The sequence below is a fragment of the Candidatus Binatia bacterium genome (genome assembly GCA_029243485.1).
Taxonomy (GTDB): domain Bacteria; phylum Desulfobacterota; class Binatia; order UBA12015; family UBA12015; genus VGTG01.
The window spans coordinates 54,263-69,939 of the sequence record JAQWRY010000002.1 but is presented as its reverse complement, the minus strand read 5'-3'; the positions used below and the strand labels follow the sequence as shown (position 1 = coordinate 69,939).

The 15,677-nt window shown below is 64.4% G+C and carries 18 protein-coding genes; 12 read left to right on the top strand and 6 right to left on the bottom strand.

Annotated features, from left to right (window positions below; genetic code table 11):
- The first annotated feature begins 47 nt into the window (after window positions 1–47).
- On the top strand, window positions 48–2,471 hold the full coding sequence (locus tag P8R42_02020; GenBank protein MDG2303423.1) for a CoA transferase: 2,424 nt from the start codon (window positions 48–50) through the stop codon (window positions 2,469–2,471).
- Window positions 2,472–2,483: 12 nt separating this feature from the next.
- Window positions 2,484–3,341, top strand: coding sequence for an SDR family oxidoreductase (locus tag P8R42_02015; GenBank protein ID MDG2303422.1), 858 nt, complete (start codon window positions 2,484–2,486; stop codon window positions 3,339–3,341).
- Between the two features lie 25 nt (window positions 3,342–3,366).
- Here the strand turns inward: P8R42_02015 and P8R42_02010 are convergent, their stop codons facing one another.
- The 3 genes from P8R42_02010 to P8R42_02000 all read right to left on the bottom strand — a co-directional run bounded on the left by P8R42_02010 (window position 3,367) and on the right by P8R42_02000 (window position 6,382).
- Entirely contained in the window at window positions 3,367–4,056 is a 690-nt protein-coding gene (locus P8R42_02010; protein MDG2303421.1) for a hypothetical protein, read from the bottom strand.
- Between the two features lie 5 nt (window positions 4,057–4,061).
- Window positions 4,062–5,822, bottom strand: coding sequence for a hypothetical protein (locus tag P8R42_02005; GenBank protein ID MDG2303420.1), 1,761 nt, complete (start codon window positions 5,820–5,822; stop codon window positions 4,062–4,064).
- A gap of 89 nt (window positions 5,823–5,911) precedes the next feature.
- A complete protein-coding gene (locus P8R42_02000) occupies window positions 5,912–6,382 on the bottom strand; it encodes a DUF4920 domain-containing protein (GenBank protein MDG2303419.1) in 471 nt (156 codons plus the stop codon).
- Window positions 6,383–6,533: 151 nt separating this feature from the next.
- Here P8R42_02000 and P8R42_01995 point away from each other — a divergent pair, with 151 nt between their 5' ends.
- The 6 genes from P8R42_01995 (at window position 6,534) to P8R42_01970 (ending at window position 11,811) form a co-directional block, all read left to right on the top strand.
- A complete protein-coding gene (locus P8R42_01995) occupies window positions 6,534–7,133 on the top strand; it encodes a helix-turn-helix domain containing protein (protein ID MDG2303418.1) in 600 nt (199 codons plus the stop codon).
- A gap of 80 nt (window positions 7,134–7,213) precedes the next feature.
- Window positions 7,214–8,395 carry an acyl-CoA dehydrogenase family protein gene (locus P8R42_01990; GenBank protein MDG2303417.1) on the top strand — a complete coding sequence of 394 codons (1,182 nt, stop codon included), beginning with the start codon at window positions 7,214–7,216 and terminating at the stop codon, window positions 8,393–8,395.
- Between the two features lie 30 nt (window positions 8,396–8,425).
- A complete protein-coding gene (locus P8R42_01985; GenBank protein ID MDG2303416.1) occupies window positions 8,426–9,544 on the top strand; it encodes an acyl-CoA/acyl-ACP dehydrogenase in 1,119 nt (372 codons plus the stop codon).
- A gap of 13 nt (window positions 9,545–9,557) precedes the next feature.
- Window positions 9,558–10,070, top strand: coding sequence for a MaoC family dehydratase N-terminal domain-containing protein (locus tag P8R42_01980; GenBank protein MDG2303415.1), 513 nt, complete (start codon window positions 9,558–9,560; stop codon window positions 10,068–10,070).
- Complete coding sequence (locus tag P8R42_01975) at window positions 10,067–10,549, top strand: hypothetical protein (protein MDG2303414.1); 483 nt, start codon at window positions 10,067–10,069, stop codon at window positions 10,547–10,549. The genes P8R42_01980 and P8R42_01975 overlap by 4 nt, the downstream gene beginning before the upstream one ends.
- Window positions 10,550–10,563: 14 nt before the next feature.
- On the top strand, window positions 10,564–11,811 hold the full coding sequence (locus P8R42_01970) for a CoA transferase (protein ID MDG2303413.1): 1,248 nt from the start codon (window positions 10,564–10,566) through the stop codon (window positions 11,809–11,811).
- Between the two features lie 102 nt (window positions 11,812–11,913).
- Here the strand turns inward: P8R42_01970 and P8R42_01965 are convergent, their stop codons facing one another.
- Window positions 11,914–12,282, bottom strand: a complete 369-nt coding sequence (locus tag P8R42_01965; protein ID MDG2303412.1) for an EthD domain-containing protein — start codon at window positions 12,280–12,282, stop codon at window positions 11,914–11,916.
- Between the two features lie 52 nt (window positions 12,283–12,334).
- Here P8R42_01965 and P8R42_01960 point away from each other — a divergent pair, with 52 nt between their 5' ends.
- Both P8R42_01960 and P8R42_01955 read left to right on the top strand, forming a co-directional pair.
- Window positions 12,335–13,489, top strand: a complete 1,155-nt coding sequence (locus P8R42_01960) for an acyl-CoA dehydrogenase family protein (GenBank protein MDG2303411.1) — start codon at window positions 12,335–12,337, stop codon at window positions 13,487–13,489.
- A gap of 28 nt (window positions 13,490–13,517) precedes the next feature.
- Window positions 13,518–14,012, top strand: coding sequence for a MaoC family dehydratase (locus P8R42_01955; GenBank protein MDG2303410.1), 495 nt, complete (start codon window positions 13,518–13,520; stop codon window positions 14,010–14,012).
- 21 nt (window positions 14,013–14,033) lie between these two features.
- Here P8R42_01955 and P8R42_01950 read toward each other — a convergent pair whose 3' ends face one another.
- Window positions 14,034–14,381: a hypothetical protein gene (locus tag P8R42_01950; GenBank protein ID MDG2303409.1), complete on the bottom strand. Its 348-nt coding sequence runs from the start codon at window positions 14,379–14,381 to the stop codon at window positions 14,034–14,036.
- Between the two features lie 353 nt (window positions 14,382–14,734).
- On the opposite strand from P8R42_01950, the gene P8R42_01945 reads away from it, so the two are divergent.
- Together P8R42_01945 and P8R42_01940 are read left to right on the top strand one after the other, a co-directional pair.
- Window positions 14,735–14,908 carry a hypothetical protein gene (locus P8R42_01945; protein ID MDG2303408.1) on the top strand — a complete coding sequence of 58 codons (174 nt, stop codon included), beginning with the start codon at window positions 14,735–14,737 and terminating at the stop codon, window positions 14,906–14,908.
- Window positions 14,905–15,072: a universal stress protein gene (locus P8R42_01940; GenBank protein MDG2303407.1), complete on the top strand. Its 168-nt coding sequence runs from the start codon at window positions 14,905–14,907 to the stop codon at window positions 15,070–15,072. The genes P8R42_01945 and P8R42_01940 overlap by 4 nt, the downstream gene beginning before the upstream one ends.
- Window positions 15,073–15,082: 10 nt before the next feature.
- Here P8R42_01940 and P8R42_01935 read toward each other — a convergent pair whose 3' ends face one another.
- Window positions 15,083–15,490 (bottom strand): hypothetical protein, encoded by a 408-nt coding sequence (locus P8R42_01935; GenBank protein ID MDG2303406.1) that lies wholly within the window; start codon window positions 15,488–15,490, stop codon window positions 15,083–15,085.
- Between the last annotated feature and the right edge of the window lie 187 nt (window positions 15,491–15,677).

Here is a 15,677-nt window from a genome sequence, read left to right as displayed (position 1 = left end):
AGTCAGCCTGATAGAGCTCGGCCCAGCTTCCATATAGGAAGACCCCGATGCTCTCCCCCTACCGCGCCCTAGACCTCACCGACGTCCGCGGCCAGATCGCGGGCATGATCCTCGGCGACCTCGGAGCCGACGTCATCCGGGTCGAGCCGCTCGGCGGTAGCGACGCCCGCCGCACGGGCCCGTTCCTCGCGGACGGCCCGGAGGCGGAGCGCAGCCTCAGCTTCGCCGCCTACAACCGCGGCAAGCGTTCGGTCGAGCTGGATCTCGAGTCGGACGAGGGCCGCGCAGCGTTCGTCGAGCTGGTCCGCGGCAGCGACTTCGTCTTGGATTCGGGCCCCCCGAGCCTGCTCGACGGGCTCGGTCTCGGCCACGACGAACTCCGGAAGATCCAACGTCAGATCGTGCACGTCCGCGTGACCCCGTTCGGCAGCGACGGTCCGTACGCCGACCACCCGGCTGCCGACCTCACGATCGCGGCGCTCGGCGGACCGATGTCGGTTCAGGGAGATCCCGGCCGGCCACCCGTTCGTCTGAGCGTTCCGCAGGTCTGGCGACACGCCGGGGCCGAGGCTGCCGTCGCGGCGCTCCTGGGCCATGCGCGAATGCGGACGACGGGCGAAGGTGTGTTCGTCGACGTTTCGGCGCAGACCGCCATGACCTGGACGATGCTCAATGCGGCCGTCGCGCACGCAATCCAGGGTAGGGACTTCGAGCGCGAGGGGGCGAACCTTCAGATCGGTCCCGTAGGCTTCCGTTTGGTTCAGCGTTCTCGCGATGGCCACATCGTCAGTCTCCGCCGTGCGGTCGGCTTTCTCGGTCTTCTGCCGTGGATGCTCGAGAGTGGCGTCGTCGACCAGGAGTTCGCAGACCGCGAGGATTGGTCCACCTGGGACTATCGCGTGTTTCGCGGCGGTGAGTTCGCCGTCACGCGTGAGGAACTCTACGACGTCTTCGATCGGTTCTACGCGGCGCACGACAAGGACGAGCTATTTCGGCGCGGCCTCGAGATGGGTCAGACGCTGGCGCCGGTGCAGACCATCGATGAATTGCTCGACTTCGATCAACTGAAGGCCCGACAGTTCTTCGTCCCGCGGACGCTACCCACCGGCCAGGGAGTGCAAGTGCCTGGTGTGTTCGTGAAGACCGCGGGGGTGTCGATGGGCCAACCGTCGCCCCTCCTCGGGGAGCACACGGAAGAGATCGTCGCCGAGCTCAGTCGTTCGCCGCGAACCCGAGCGCGAATCGAAGTGAACGAGCCGCGTGCCCTTCCGCTCGAGGGGCTCAAGGTTGCGGACTTCAGCTGGGTGGGTGTCGGTCCGATCTCTGCGAAGTATCTCGCCGACCACGGCGCCGACGTCGTGCGCATCGAGTCGCAAGCACGGCCCGATGATCTGCGAACCGCCGGTCCGTTCATCGGCGGGAAGCCGGGCTGGAATCGCTCGCACTTCTTCGGTGAGTTCAACACCTCGAAACGAGGCCTCGCGCTGGATCTGAAGAACGAGAGTGCGGCTCAGGTGAGTCGCAGGCTCCTCGAGTGGGCGGACGTCGTGCTGGAGAGCTTCACTCCCGGCACCGCGGCGCGCCTCGGCATCGGCTACGAACAGGCTCGGGCTGCAAACCCGGGTGTGGTGATGGCCAGCACGTGTCTGATGGGCCAGAGCGGGCCGTGCGCGCACATGGCCGGCTACGGGTATCATGCCGCCGCCGTTGCGGGCTTTTACGAGCTCACCGGATGGGCCGATCTCCCGCCGGCGGGTCCGTGGAATGCCTACACCGACACGGTCGCGCCGCGCTTCCTCACGGCGACCTTGCTCGCGGCGATCGACCATCAGCGACGAACCGGCGAGGGGCGATACATCGACCTGGGCCAGATGGAGGCCGCGCTTCAGTTCCTCGCGCCGGAGATGATGTCCAGACAGGCGACCGGCGAGATGTACTCGCGCAACGGAAACCGGGCGAAGGATGCCGCACCGCAGGGCGTCTACCCGTGCGCCGGTGAGGATCAGTGGTGCGCCATCGCGGTCGAGACCGATGCGCAGTGGCGTTTGCTGCGTGCGACTCTGGGGGATCCGGATTGGGCCATGGACTCGAGCCTGAACGACGGGGCGGGGCGTCTCGCTGCGCACGACGAGATCGATGATCACATCGCGCGGTGGACGAAGGGGCGGGATGGCCACGAGGTCATGAATGGGCTCCTTGCTGCCGGCGTGCCCGCGGGCCGCGTGCAGCGGAGCAGCGATCTGATGGTCGACCCACAGCTCCGGCATCGGGGTTTCCACCGGGAGTACGAGCACGCCGAGATGGGGCGGGTGCCTTACAGTGGCCACCAGTTCCGCGTGAGTGGATACGAGAACGGGCCGCGTGGACCGGCGCCGATCCTCGGTGCTGACAGTTTTGAGATCCTCACCGAGACGCTGGGATTCGCCGCCGAAGCTGCGGCCGAACTCATCGCAGCCGGCGCGGTCGCGTAGGAGGCAGGTACAGTGAGCACGCAACGTCCTTCGAACGTTCCGCCCATCGAGAAGTGGGACCGGCTTCTTGCCGACAAGGTCTCCGTCATCACGGGTGGTGGCGACGGAATCGGCGGTGGAATCTCCCGTCTCTTCGCCCAGCATGGCGCGCTCGTAGAGATTGCCGAGATCGACGCGGATCGCGCGGCGGCGGCAATGAGAGACATCGAGGCGACCGGCGGCAAGGCGCGTGCGCACATCGTGGACGTGCGCCGCTCTGAGGATGTGGCGAAGCTCCGAGCCGCCGTTTTAGACGAGCACGGTCGCGTCGACGTGCTCGTGAACAACGTCGGTGACTACCGGCCGCTCGTCCGGTTCCAGGATTCGAACGCGGAGTCGTGGCAGGCGATGTACGAGATCAACCTGCTGCATGTGTTCGCCGTCACGCAGGCGTTTCTCGATCCGATGATCGAGAGTGGGGGCGGCGCGATCGTGAACGTCCACTCCGTCGAGGGCATGCGCGGCTTTCCGGGAGAGCCGGTCTACGCTGCGATGAAGGCGGCGGTGGCGCACTTCACGACGTCTCTCGCCGTCGCATACGGACGCAAGGGCATTCGGGCCAACGGCATCGGGACGGATCTCACCCAGACGCCGCAGGTCGACTACATCAAGGGCTACGAGGACCGTGAGGAGCTGTGGGAGGCGTGGGCACCCGTCGGTCGACTCGGTTGGCCGGAAGATCAGGCGCGCGCGGCGCTCTTTCTCGCGAGCGATCTGTCCTCGTTCATCAGCGGCCACAACCTGCCGGTCGACGGCGGCACGAAGGCCGGCGGTGGGTGGTTCTTCTCTCCGGACGCGCGTCGCTTCGTGAATCGTCCCAAGGGGCTGTAGCGGAGCCCATCGGAAGAGCGGTTCGCTAGAGCCGGGCCGCCGCGTCCGAGAGCCACATGATCGAGTTCGCGCGGTCGACGAACTGGTCTTCGTCCTCCTGCGCCCCGAGAGAGCGGTTCCAGTTCGTCTCCACAAAGAACTCTTTGAGGGAGCGAAGGTGTAGCTCCGAGACGCTGCTGACCTCCCCGATTCCGAACCCGCTTGCTTCGGCGGCCTGCCGGCTCGCCTCTGCGTCGACGTGGAACTGTGTGTAGCCCGCGATTCCCCTCGTCTTGATCCCGAAGGCGGAGTGGACCTCGCCGTAGCGCGCGAGATACGCGGCGGGCGAGAAGTCCGCCCGGCGTCGCATGCAGTACTGGTAGCGAATCGGGGTGGGGTCGCAGCTGACGAACACGTTGTTCTCGCCAACGAGGATGGCGCTCGAGTCCGCGTGAATCCGTGATTCCAATCGGGGGCCCAGATCACGAACGGCGCGCGCGAGATTGTTGCCCGCGTCCGACTCGCTCAGGCGGATCTCGAGGGTTGCGTCGAATGCCCGGGTGGGTCGCCCGGTGCCGGTCATTCGCATCGGGTCGTCGTCGCGAGCGACGAGGGTCGTCGCTCGTGCCCCGTTCGGAAGACCGGCGCACAGCGACCGGGAAAGATCCGGCAACGCGGAGACGAGCTCGTCCTTTTTCCCGCCGCGTGCGGTCAGGTGAAGGAGGAGCTTGTTCACGGACATCAGTCCGCTTGGAAGACTCGTCCCAGCAGCAGGAACATGGAGTTCTCGGTGCTGACGCCCGCCTGGATCGCGCACGCGTCACAGTGACCGTCACCGGCTCCGGGGCTCGAGTCGCACTTGGTGTCATCGCCCACACCGCCGCAGGCCGCGCCGATGTTTCCGGCCGCGCACGCGACCGGAGTGCAGGCGCCGCCGCCGCGTAGCTGATTCTCCGGCGTGCGCGAGGCTCGCGTCACTGTCTCGGTGTCGGGGGAGCCGTCTTTCGCGACGCCGTTGTTGAACAGGCCGCAGAATTTGATCGTGCGCTCCGCCGGATCTTCTCCGTCGAAGGCGAGGGGAGGTGTGAAATGCTCCACGATCGGATCGTTGTAGACGAAGTTCTCATAGAACTTCGTTCCGTCGGGAAGCCATGCCTCGAAGTGTCGGCCGAAGCGGTGCGTGTGCTGCGTGATCTCCGTGATTCGGGTGCCGGGCTCGAAGGTGAGCGAGTTGCAGTACCGCGCTTCGGTGAACGGGGGAGTCCCGGCGGCTTGATAGAGGCTGCCGAAGTCGACCGGGATCGGGGTCGACACGAAGTTCTGTTCGTCCGCGAAGAGGTAGTTCAGTCGTGCGTTCATCGCATGGTCCTGCGCGGTGAGATTGAACGCGTGCGAGTTCCAGTAGATGAGCCCACTCAGGGGAATCTCGGCGTACACGCCCTCGCCGAACTCGGTGAACAGCTGCGCGCGCTGCGCGCCGCCGATACCTTGGACGTCGGTGGGGTCGACGGAGGCTCCGAATTCGGATGGGCCAAAGCCGAAACACGAGCCGGTCTTCGTCGCGCTTGCGCACAGGCCGTCTCCGCATGATTCGGGGTCCGTCGGTTCGCAGACCTCGCCATGCAGTTCGCCGCCGCGGCAGGTCCACGCTCCGTAGGCCGGGTCGTGCACCTTATCGACGGGAACCGCGGGCGCGTACAGGATGAGGTGGTGACTCTGCGGATCCTGCCGCATGTCGAAACCCTTGTATCGGAACATCGTGCCGGTCGGGTCTTTGAACTCGTCGGGGACGCGGTCGGTGAAGTCGTAGTACGAGGCGAAGCAGACCTCGGTCTCCGAGCCGCCCTCGAGGTTGAACTGAGGCATGACGAACTGGATGCCTTCTTCGGGCGCCGGCGGTGGCAGGGGGTCGATCGTGATCGGCGTCGGGTCGGCGACGCAGCCGTCGATCAGGCTGACGGTCGACGCAACTACCCCGTTGCGCGGTGCACCCGAGTAGATCCAGAGCCGTAGGAGCTCGAGCTCCTCGCTGGACAGTGGCGCTTGCCCGTTTGGCATGGCGGCGCCCGGGACCTCGAATCGGTCGGGCAGCGTCGCGGCCGCGACCTTCAAGAAGAGAAGGCTGTTGTCGTTGCGCCCCGGCTGGACCAGCGGGATGTTCCGTATCTGACCGGTCTGGTTGTAGAGGTTGTCGTAGGCGACGTCGGCCGAGAGATCGAGGCCGCCCGCGGCGGCGCTGCCGTGACAGACTTCCGCCGCGCACCCGCGGCGCTCGAAGACGATCGTCTGGATTGCCTCGAAGGTGCTGTCGTACGAGTCGGCGCACTCCGGGTCGGTGGGGGCGGTCGGATCCGTGGGCTCGGTTGGTGGATCGACGGGGGGCTCGCTCGGGTCGCTGCCCGGTGCACTGTTGGTACTGGTGGGGCTCGTACCGCTGCTGCCGCACGCGGCGAAGATCAGGGTCAAGCAAACGGCAAAGACGGAACTCGTGAATTTCGACATTCTCCCCCCCCCCCGGGCCTCGGGGGGCCCAGCCGAGGTGATATGACAGCTGGTGGGCTCCGAGCAAGGCCCGAAGCCGGGCCGGGACTTCAGGGAGCGGCCGGCGCCTCGTAACGAATCGGCAGCAGTCGGACGCCGGTTGCGATCATCGAGACTTCCTGGCGTGGGCCGTCGACCTCGCCGGGCGAGCCGTTTCGAGCCTCTTCCTCGTAGTGTCGAGCCATGTCCTCGGAGAGCGTTTTCACCTCGACCACGCCTTCGACGAGCGCCTGCCGACCACTGCAGTCGGTCGGCACGAAGAAGCCGTAGTCCTTGAAGCGCACCCGGACATGGGTTTCGCCGCTCTGCAGCACCGTCCAGCAGCCCTTGCGTTGGCAGACGTCGGCGACGGTGCCGCGGACCAGGACCGGTTTCTTCCCCAGCTCCGCCGCCTGCTGCACGACCTGCGGCAGGGGGGTCTCGTCGACGAGCTGCAGCGTCGCGCCGAAATCCTGAGCCGGTGCTGCGACCGCGAACACCGTCAAAAGCGTCGCCGTGAAAAGCCCTGTGAGAGTCTTCATGGACATCGATCTCCTCGAGACGAGTTCTATCTGCTTCGGGCACTCCCGGGAAAGCGCTGCTGCGGGCGGAGGGAGGCTTTCACTGACGCTCCGCCATTCAATAGACAAGCGTCATTGACAGGACACACGTCATTTGGCAGAAAAAGGGGGAATGTCGGCCGCCGAAACCGCCCGGATGACCACCCGGGACCGTCAGCGCCTGGAAACGCGCCAGCGCCTATATGACACGGCTCTGGCCGAATTCCGGGAACGGGGCTTCGACGCCGTGCAGGTCGAGGACATCGTTCGTGCCGCGGGTGTCGCGCGCGGCACTTTCTATCTCCACTTCCAGAACAAGGAAGACCTGCTCAATGCCTTCCGCGGCACGGTCGAAGAGCAGATTCGCGACCGCCTCGACGGGCTCCCGCGCCCGCGCTCGGCCAAGGACCTCGTCCGTCTCGTGACCGATGCGCTCCTCTCGACGCGGGGCAACGCGACGAGCGCGCGGGAGTTGGTCGCCTTGGCCTTCCGGAATCAGCCCGAATACGACTGGAACGAGAACCCGTACTTCGCGCCGATCACTCGCTGGGTGGCGCACTTTCAGGAGCGCGGCGAGATTCGCAAGGACCTCTCCGCAGAAGAGATCACCGGCCTTTTCGCGACGACTTTTTTTGGAACGCTCCTCGGCCCGGCCGCTCCTCGTCGCGGCCGCCGACGCGCGATCGAGTGCCTCGGAGACGTCTTTCTCGATGGCATCCGGGCACGGAGCTGACGCACTGACGAACTACGAGGCGGGCTTCCCGCTTCGACTGACAATTCCCGCTCGTTTCACTTCACCAAGGAGGGCGCACCGTGGACTTCGATTTTACACCTGAGGAACAGGCTTTCGCCGACAAGGTCGACAAGTGGTTGGTCGACAATCACGACCCGGTCGTGATGGACCCGACGCGGGAGAACTTCACGCAGCTCGCGGACACGCCGGAGCGTCGTGCGTTCATGAAGAAGCTCGCTGCCCAGCGTTGGCTCGGGATGTCGTGGCCGAAGGAGTACGGCGGTCAGGAGATCGAGGGCGTTTACGAGTACATCCTGAACGAGGCACTCGCGAAGCACTCGGCGCCGCAGATCGGCAAGGGCGTCGGGATCATAGGCAAGACGTTGATCCGTCACGGGAGTGATTTCCTCAAGAAGGAGTTCCTCCCCAAGATTCTGAATGCCGAGGTCGAGTTCGCGGTCGGGTACAGCGAGCCGCAGGCCGGATCCGACGCGGCGAACATGCAGCTCAAGGCCGACAAGGTCGAGGGCGGCTGGAACCTGAACGGTCAGAAGATCTGGACCACCTCGGCGCACTTCGCCGATTGGTACTGGGTCGGCGCACGGACCGATCAGGACGCGTCGAAGCACACCGGGCTCAGTCTGTTCCTGATTCCGATGAAGGACAAAGGCCTCGAAGTCGTGAGTCTGCCCACGATCGGCAAGGACACGACGAACCAAGTCTTCTTCAACGACGTCTTCGTTCCCGACGAGTACATGGTTGGAACTCCGGGCATGGGCTTCCAGTACATCTCCGAAGCTCTCGATCTCGAGCGCTTCACGATGTTCACGCTCTCGCCGAGCACCGAGCGTGCGCGGCTGCTCATCGAGTGGGCGAAGGAAGCGAAGCGGGACGATCGCCAGATCAAGGACGACCCGAACGTGCGCCGGTTGATTGCGCGCATCGTGACCGATCAGGCTGTCGCGAAGGGGCTCAGCGTGCGCTTTGTGTGTGCGGCGCGGAAGGGCGGGAAGCCGCCGACGATCCAGTCGTCGCAGTACAAGCTCTTCGCCACGGCCCTGTCGCAGCGCGTCTGTAAGGACGCGCTGGACATCCAGGGTGCCGCCGGTCAGATCCGCGAAGGGCAGGACGAAGGTCCAATTCGCGGCCGCTTCGAAGGCGCCTATCGCGCGACGGTCGTGGAGACCATCGGCGGTGGCTCGTCGGAGATTCAAAAGAACATCATCGCCAGGCGCCATCTCGGGTTGCCCAAGAATTTCTGAACGCGACTCGAACGGACTGAGGATACGACGATGAATCTCGATTTTAGCGAAGAACAACAGATGATCACGGACATGGCCCGCGCGATGTTCGAGGAGCACTCGGACATGGATGCCGTCCGCAAGCTGGAGGACGACCCGAAGGGCTACTCCGACGGACTGTGGAAGCAGATGGCGGAATCCGGCCTTCTCGGCCTGACGATCCCGGCCGAGCACGGCGGTGGCGGGCAGAGCCTGCTCGAGGCGGCCCTGGTTTACGAAGAGCTCGGTCGCGCACTCGCATCCGTGCCGCACTTCGTCTCCGCGATCATGAGTGGGGGCATGCTCACCGAGGCGGGGAATGATGCGCAGAAGGGCGCGTGGCTGCCGAAGATCGCTACGGGTGAAGCGATTCTGACGCCCGCCTGGCTCGAGCCGGATCGGGGCTACGGACCGGTCGGCGTCCAACTCGCCGCGAAAGCGGACGGCGACGGCTTCGTGCTGAACGGCACGAAGCAGCACGTCTACTTCGCCAGCTCCGCGGATCGGCTGATCGTTCTTGCCCGCACGGATGCGGGCATCGATCTGTTCCTGGTCGATCCGAAGGCGGGTGGCGTCGAGATGCGGCAGATTCTCTCGCAGTCGGCCGACGCGCAGTATCGCGTGACGTTCAGCAACGTGAAGGTTTCGGCAGACGATCGAATCAGCGCAGCTGGTTCGGGCTGGGCCACGTTCGAGACCGCGATGTACGACGGCATCGTTCTGCTCGCAGCGCAGGCGGTGGGTGGGGCGAACAAGGCTCTCGACATCACGGCGGACTACTGCAAGATCCGGACGCAGTTCGATAAGCCTCTCGGAGCCTTCCAGGCATTGGCACACTATCTCGCCGATGCGTCGACTCGCATCGACGGCGGCCGGGTTCTTGTGCACGAAGCCGCGTGGAGTCGAGCCAATGGCCGTTCGATCCGACGTCTCGCGCCGATGGCGAAGCTGTTCTGCTGCGAGACCTACGCGGACGCCACGCGTATGTGTGAGCAGCTCTGGGGCGGTGTCGGCTTCACGTTGGAGTACGACGTGCAGCTCTACTTCCGCCGATCGAAGCAGCTGCAGCTTTCGTGGTGGGACACGCCGTACTTGGAAGAGCTCGTCGCAGTCGACGTGCTGGATTCCTGAGGGGGACCTGCGGATGTCGGATCTACCGGAAATCGTTGAGTCGTGGATCGGCCAGCGTCGTCACGAAGAGGACGGCGAGTTCGATGTGGAGCGCGGCTTCGTTCTGACGGGCTGCTCGTCGGTCGAGAACGGAAACCCGCTGTATTGGGATGAAGACGTCGCGAAGGACGTCACGGGAGGCTGGATTGCGCCGCCGACGATGATCTCGGTGTGGTGTCGCCCCCACTTTTGGGCGCCCTACCGGGACGAAGAGGGGCTCGCTCTCCGGACGCACTTCGACCTGAAGATCGAGCTCGACTGCCCCGAGGCGATCATGTCCGCCGATGAGCTCATCTTCTTCGAACCGGTGCGGATGGGGGAGCGGGTGAAGCAGTATCAGATCCTTCGTTCGGTGACGGGACCCAAGACGACCAAGCTCGGGACCGGCCGCTTTTGGAACATCGAAGTGAACTACGAGAACATGAAGGGCGACCTTCTCGTACGCGAGGAGATCGCCGGGTTCGGCTACAAAAAGGAAGCGAAATGAGCGCGACGAAGAATCTGACGCTCGATCAGGTGAAGGTGGGCGAAACCCTGCCGGATCTTCCGTACGACGTGACCGCGACCACGGTCGCCTTCGGTGCGATCGCGACGCGCGACATCCGTCCGATGCACCACGACAAGGATTTCGCCCAGAACCGCAACGGCGTGAAGGACATCTTCCTGAACACGCCGAATCTGGCGCATTGGTTCGAGAAGTATCTCACGGACTGGACCGGACCGAAGGGCCGCCCCGGACGGATGCAGTTCCGCATGAAGGGATCGGTCTTCTGTGGAGACCGCATGGTCTTCACGGGGAAGGTCACCGACGTCTCGACAGACGACAAGGGGTGCGGCTGGGTCTCGATCGACGTCAACGTGGACGTCGAAGGCAACACGATGACCTCCTGCGCCGCGCGCTTCGCAGTCCCGACGAACCCCGAAGACAATCCGTGGGCCCGCAAGGGCGACGACTGGCAGCCTTGAAGAAGGATTTCTCCGTGAAAGATTCCAAGCAGCTTCTCTTTGGTGTGCGCGTGATCGAGTCGAGTCTCCTCGGCCCGGGGCACGTGGCGACTTTCTTCGCCGACATGGGCGCCGACGTCATCAAGGTAGAGCCGCCTTCGGGTGACTACATCCGTCAGATGACGTGGCCGATCGTGGACGGCGTTTCTCTCCTCCACCTGCACACGCACCGTGGGAAGAAGAGCATCACGCTGAACCTGAAGAATCCCGAGGGTGTGCAGCTCTACAAGGATCTCGTCGCCACCGCGGACGTCGTGGTGGAGGCGTTGCGTCCTGGTTCGATGGCGAAGCTGGGGCTCGGCTACGACGACTTGAAGAAGGTGAACCCGAAGATCGTATTCGCCACTCTTTCAGGTTACGGCGCGACCGGGCCGTACCAGAACATGCCGAGTCACGGGATTGCTTACGACACGTGGTCGGGGATTGTGCAGCCCGTCGTCGACGACGAGGGCTTCTGTCACATCCCGCGGGACATGCCGAACGTGGGCATCAACGTCGGACCTATGATGGCCGCGATGGCGATTCTCGCGGGAGTCATCAAGGCCCGCGAGACGGGCGAGGGCTGTGAGATGGAGATGGCCCAGTCCGACGCGTCCGCGTACATGGACTGGTATCGCATCGAGACCGAGAGGGCGTACCTGCGGCCGGAGGACGAGGTCACGGGGAATCCTTCGGACGACTACGTCCGACGCCCCGCCGGGCTCGCGGGGATGTGGGAAGGCGTTCGCTACCAGGCCTACGAGGCCAAGGACGGCCACATCTTGTTCATGGCTTCGGAGCAGGCGTTCTGGAAGAACTTCTGCGCAGGCCTCGACCGTATGGACCTCTTCGAAAAGTGGCCCGGCTCGAAGTACGCCGACCATGCGCGCGGCAACAAGGAACTCCAGACGGAGTTACGCGACATCTTCCGCACCCGCACGGTGAAAGATTGGCTCACGTTCGCGTCGGAGAAAAACACGACGATCGCCCCGATCAACACGACGAAGAACGTCGGCGACGATCCCCAGTTCCAACACCGCATGCCCTTTCTCCCCATCGACGCCGTCGGCTGCGAACAGCTCCCCCTCCCAGTCTACGTCGACAACAAGCCCCTCCCAACCCCCACCATGGCCCCCACCGTCGGCCAAAACACCGACGAGGTCCTCTCCAAAGTCCTCAACAAAACCCCCGAAGACATAGCCACCCTCCGCAAAGCCGGAGTGTTCGGAGGGGACGTTGGTTAGTCTCGGCCTTTTTGTTTAGTCGTCGACTCCCCAAGCATCAGCCCTCACCTAAAGTGCGCGACGACTAAACAAAAAGGTCGAGACTAACCAACGTCCCCTCGCTCAGAAGATCTCGTGTTCTTCGGTGAGGAAGAGGGAGCAGTTGGGGAGGTCTAGGAAGCGGGCTTCGTCTTTTAGGAGGGCGCGGCCGGCGGCGAGGGCTTCTTCGGTGGTGGCGGCGCCTACGGATTCAAGGGAGTCGAACCAGACTTCGGTGATGCCGTCGTAGGGTTCGGCGGAGCCGCGTGAGGAGCGGAGCCCGTCTGTGCCGGGGCCGGGGATAAGGTGGCTCTGCACGTAGCGCGTCATCTGCGGGAGATTCTCGCGGACGCGCCTCACTAGGGGGCCGTGGTCGTTGAGCCAGGTCTCGAGGAACTCTTCGAGGGAGAGCTCCGGACGGCGGCGGCAGCAGAAGACGAGCTTGATGGCCATGCCGTTTTCTTAGCCTTATACGCGCGGCCCGACACGCGCTAAGTTGGATCTCATGGGCCGACGCAACGCGTGGATGACCGACGAGCTGGAGGCGATCTACCAGCAGACCCTCGACTTCGTGGCGCGGGAGGTCGAGCCGCAGGGCGCTGCGTGGGAGGAGGACGGCAAGGTTCCGCGGGAGATTCTGCAGAAGATGGGCGAACTCGGGATGCTGGGTCTTCGCGTTCCTGAATCTCTTGGCGGGGTTGGGCTCGGTCCGGTCGCATCCGCCGTGTTCTCCGAGGCGCTCGGTTCGTCGTCGTTCGGCGGGTTCGACGTGACTGTGCTCGTGCACACGGACATGGCCGGTCCACATCTGGTGAGTTCCGGTTCGCCGGCGCAGCACGAGCGGTGGATGGGTGATGTCCTCGCCGGAGAGGTCATCCTCGCGATCGCGGTGACCGAACCCGATGCGGGCTCCGACGTCGCCGGAATTCGAGCGACGGCGCGGCGTGATGGCGATGGTTGGATCCTGAACGGACGCAAGACGTTCATCACCAACGGCGTCTACGGCGATCTCACGATCGTCGCGGCTCGTACGAATCCAGACGACAAGTACGGCATCTCCATGTTCCTGGTTCCGAAGGGCACGCCGGGTTTCGAGGTCGCGAGTCAGTTGGACAAGCACGGCTGGCGCTGCTCGGACACTGCCGAGCTGGTTCTCGAGGACGTATTCGTCCCCGACGATCAGCTCCTCGGTACGCCGCACCGAGGCTTCTACGAGACGATGCGTAACTTCCAGAACGAGCGCATGGTCCTCGTGGGAATGGGTGTCGGGGCGGCGCAGAAGGCCATCGATCTCACGCTGAAATACACGCAGGACCGGCCGGCCTTCGGTGGGCGGCTCTACGACCTCGGCGCGATCCGACAGAGACTGGCTCTCGCGCAGGCCAAGGTCGACGCGGTCCGGGCTTCGATGTACCACGCGGCGTGGCTCGGGGAGCAGGGAACGGACAACGTGAAGGAGATGTCGGGCGTGAAAGCTTGGGGTGCGGAAGTCGTGAACCAAGTGATGTATGAGTGCACCCAGTTCCACGGCGGTATGGGCTTCATGCGCGAATCGGCCGTGGAGCGCATGTATCGCGATGCTCGGGTGTTGACGATCGGTGGCGGAGCGACCGAGGTCATGCTCGAAGAGGTGGCCAAGCGATCCATCGTCGGAGGGTGATCGGACCCGGCAGCGGAGGAGAGAACGAATGACGCAGAAGGATGCCCCAGCCCGGCCGGTCCGGGGAATGTGGTTCGAGGAGCTGACCCCCGGAGTCGTCGTCCAGCACGCCATCCGGCGGACGCTCACCGAGTCCGACAACGTTCTCTTCACGTCGATGACGATGAACCCGGCCTGGCTTCATCTCGACTTCGACTACGCGACGAACGAAACGGAGTTCGGCAAGCCGCTAGTGAACTCGATGCTCACGCTGGCCACCGTCATCGGAATCAGCGTGCATGAGACGACGCTCGGTACGACCGTCGCGAACCTCGGGTTTCAGTCGATCATTTTTCCTGCGCCTCTGTTCCACGGCGACACGATTCGTGTCGAGAGCGAGGTGATGGCTGCGCGTGCGTCGAAGTCACGGCCGACCCAAGGGGTGGTGACGTTCGAGCATCGGGCGTTCAATCAGGATGGGGCGCTGGTTTGTAAGGCGGTTCGGGATGCTTTGATGCACTGCAAGGAGAAGGGGACGCACTGAAGTACGTCCTCCTCGCTGCCCTTAGAAGCGGTGACTCAGCTCCGGCCCCCAGGTGCGGGGAGGTCCGTAGAACCGCGCTGCGATTCCGAAGGTGTTGGCGAGCCCCGACCCGAAGGTAAAGCAGGCCTCGTCGGCCAGGTTCTGGCCGCAGAGGGCGATCTGCGTTCGGTCGTCGCCGGAGTTCACGCCGTCGAAGCTGTCGTAGCGCGTATCGAGGATGCCCACGGATCCCTGCGCCCGGAGTCCCTCCATCAACAGAGCGAGACTGCCCATCGGTGTCCACGCGCTGAAGATCTGGCTGCCGGCGTCGTCCAGGTCGATGGTGTCGGTGCGAAGGTTGAGTATCTCTGCGGAGAGCCCCTTCTTCACTCGCCGTCTGCACCCACGCGGCTCCCGCAAGTGAGCCCGTGATGACGAGCGAAACGATCCGTCGAATGGCCGCAGACGTGCGCTCTCCTCGGTAGAGGATCAACTCATTCTAGCGCGGGGCACGGTTGAGCCGCAGAGGCCAAACACCGAACAAACATCATTGCGTGATAGTGTTTGCGGCTCTCCTTTCCCTTCGGTCAGCCCGCCCGCCATCTTCCAGGCCAGCGGAGCGACCAGTGATCAATCTCAGCCAGATTCTCTGCCCGACCGACCTTCCGGACCATTCCGAGGAGGTCGTCAGCGCGGCCGTGTAACTCGCCGATCCGTTCGAGGCGAAGTTCAAGCTGCTGTCTGTGGTGGAGGACACCTTTCCGTACACGGAGGTCTACCGTGCGCTTTCCGACGTCGGGATCTCCGACGTGATCTCCGAGCAGATCCGGAAGGATTTCGAAGCGCTGGCGGACCGACACCGAGATCCCGCCGTCGACATGGATACCATGGTGCTCGTCGGGAACCGGCGAAGGTGATTCTCGCAACGGCCGCCGAATCGAACGCCGATGTAATCGTGATGGGGAGCGTCGGTCGCAGCGCGCTCGATATCGGGCTCTTGGGTTCGGTCGTCGAGAAGGTGCTCCGCAAGGCACCCTGTCACGTTCTGATGGTGAAGCTTGAACCGCACTCGGGCGACTAGCCCACCGCTGTTACTTGGTCTGGACGCCCGTGTCGGCGTTGCCTACCTCCAGCGATCTCTCGATAAACGCCGCGGCGTCCGCGCGCCCGCGAAGATTCGCCTCGAAGTGCGCGAGCGTTGCGATCCGGACCAACTGGAGCTGTCGGTCTGCAGACATCGTTTGCACGTAGCCGTTGTTGCAGAACCGTTCGAGGTCGCAGTCGTCGCGACGGTACACGTCTCCGGGCACACCGTTGGTCATTAGAGCCTCCGATTCGGCGAAGGAGCCCTCGTCCTCTTCGTCGACCTCGCCTTGAACGGCGGCACAGCCCACGGTGATGTGGCCTGCGGTCGGGCTGCCCGGTGCGGCGCTGTTCGAGAGCGGGAAAGAACCGGGCGCCGGGGCGGGATTCTCGCTGCCGCCCGGGTCGCTAAGCACGAACGGCTACTAGATACGGACTGGCAGGTTTCTCTCGGCAGACCCGGAAAATTGCCGTTTGCTCGGGTCGAGCGACTGGTGTCGGCGTAGATCAGGTCGAAGGCGGCGACCCCGAACGGACCGAGTTGATCGAACTCCGTCTGGCTCGCGGCTTGGACGGTGCGGGTGGCGCCATCCCCACAACTGG

What these genes read in the sequence shown, in the direction of transcription:
- P8R42_02020 (MDG2303423.1), top strand. Translation starts at nt 48, where the DNA reads ATGCTCTCCCCCTACCGCGCCCTAGACCTCACCGACGTCCGCGGCCAG.
- P8R42_02005 (MDG2303420.1), bottom strand. Translation starts at nt 5,822, where the DNA reads ATGTCGAAATTCACGAGTTCCGTCTTTGCCGTTTGCTTGACCCTGATC.
- P8R42_02000 (MDG2303419.1), bottom strand. Translation starts at nt 6,382, where the DNA reads ATGAAGACTCTCACAGGGCTTTTCACGGCGACGCTTTTGACGGTGTTC.
- P8R42_01995 (MDG2303418.1), top strand. Translation starts at nt 6,534, where the DNA reads ATGTCGGCCGCCGAAACCGCCCGGATGACCACCCGGGACCGTCAGCGC.
- P8R42_01985 (MDG2303416.1), top strand. Translation starts at nt 8,426, where the DNA reads ATGAATCTCGATTTTAGCGAAGAACAACAGATGATCACGGACATGGCC.
- P8R42_01980 (MDG2303415.1), top strand. Translation starts at nt 9,558, where the DNA reads ATGTCGGATCTACCGGAAATCGTTGAGTCGTGGATCGGCCAGCGTCGT.
- P8R42_01975 (MDG2303414.1), top strand. Translation starts at nt 10,067, where the DNA reads ATGAGCGCGACGAAGAATCTGACGCTCGATCAGGTGAAGGTGGGCGAA.
- P8R42_01965 (MDG2303412.1), bottom strand. Translation starts at nt 12,282, where the DNA reads ATGGCCATCAAGCTCGTCTTCTGCTGCCGCCGCCGTCCGGAGCTCTCC.
- P8R42_01960 (MDG2303411.1), top strand. Translation starts at nt 12,335, where the DNA reads ATGGGCCGACGCAACGCGTGGATGACCGACGAGCTGGAGGCGATCTAC.
- P8R42_01955 (MDG2303410.1), top strand. Translation starts at nt 13,518, where the DNA reads ATGACGCAGAAGGATGCCCCAGCCCGGCCGGTCCGGGGAATGTGGTTC.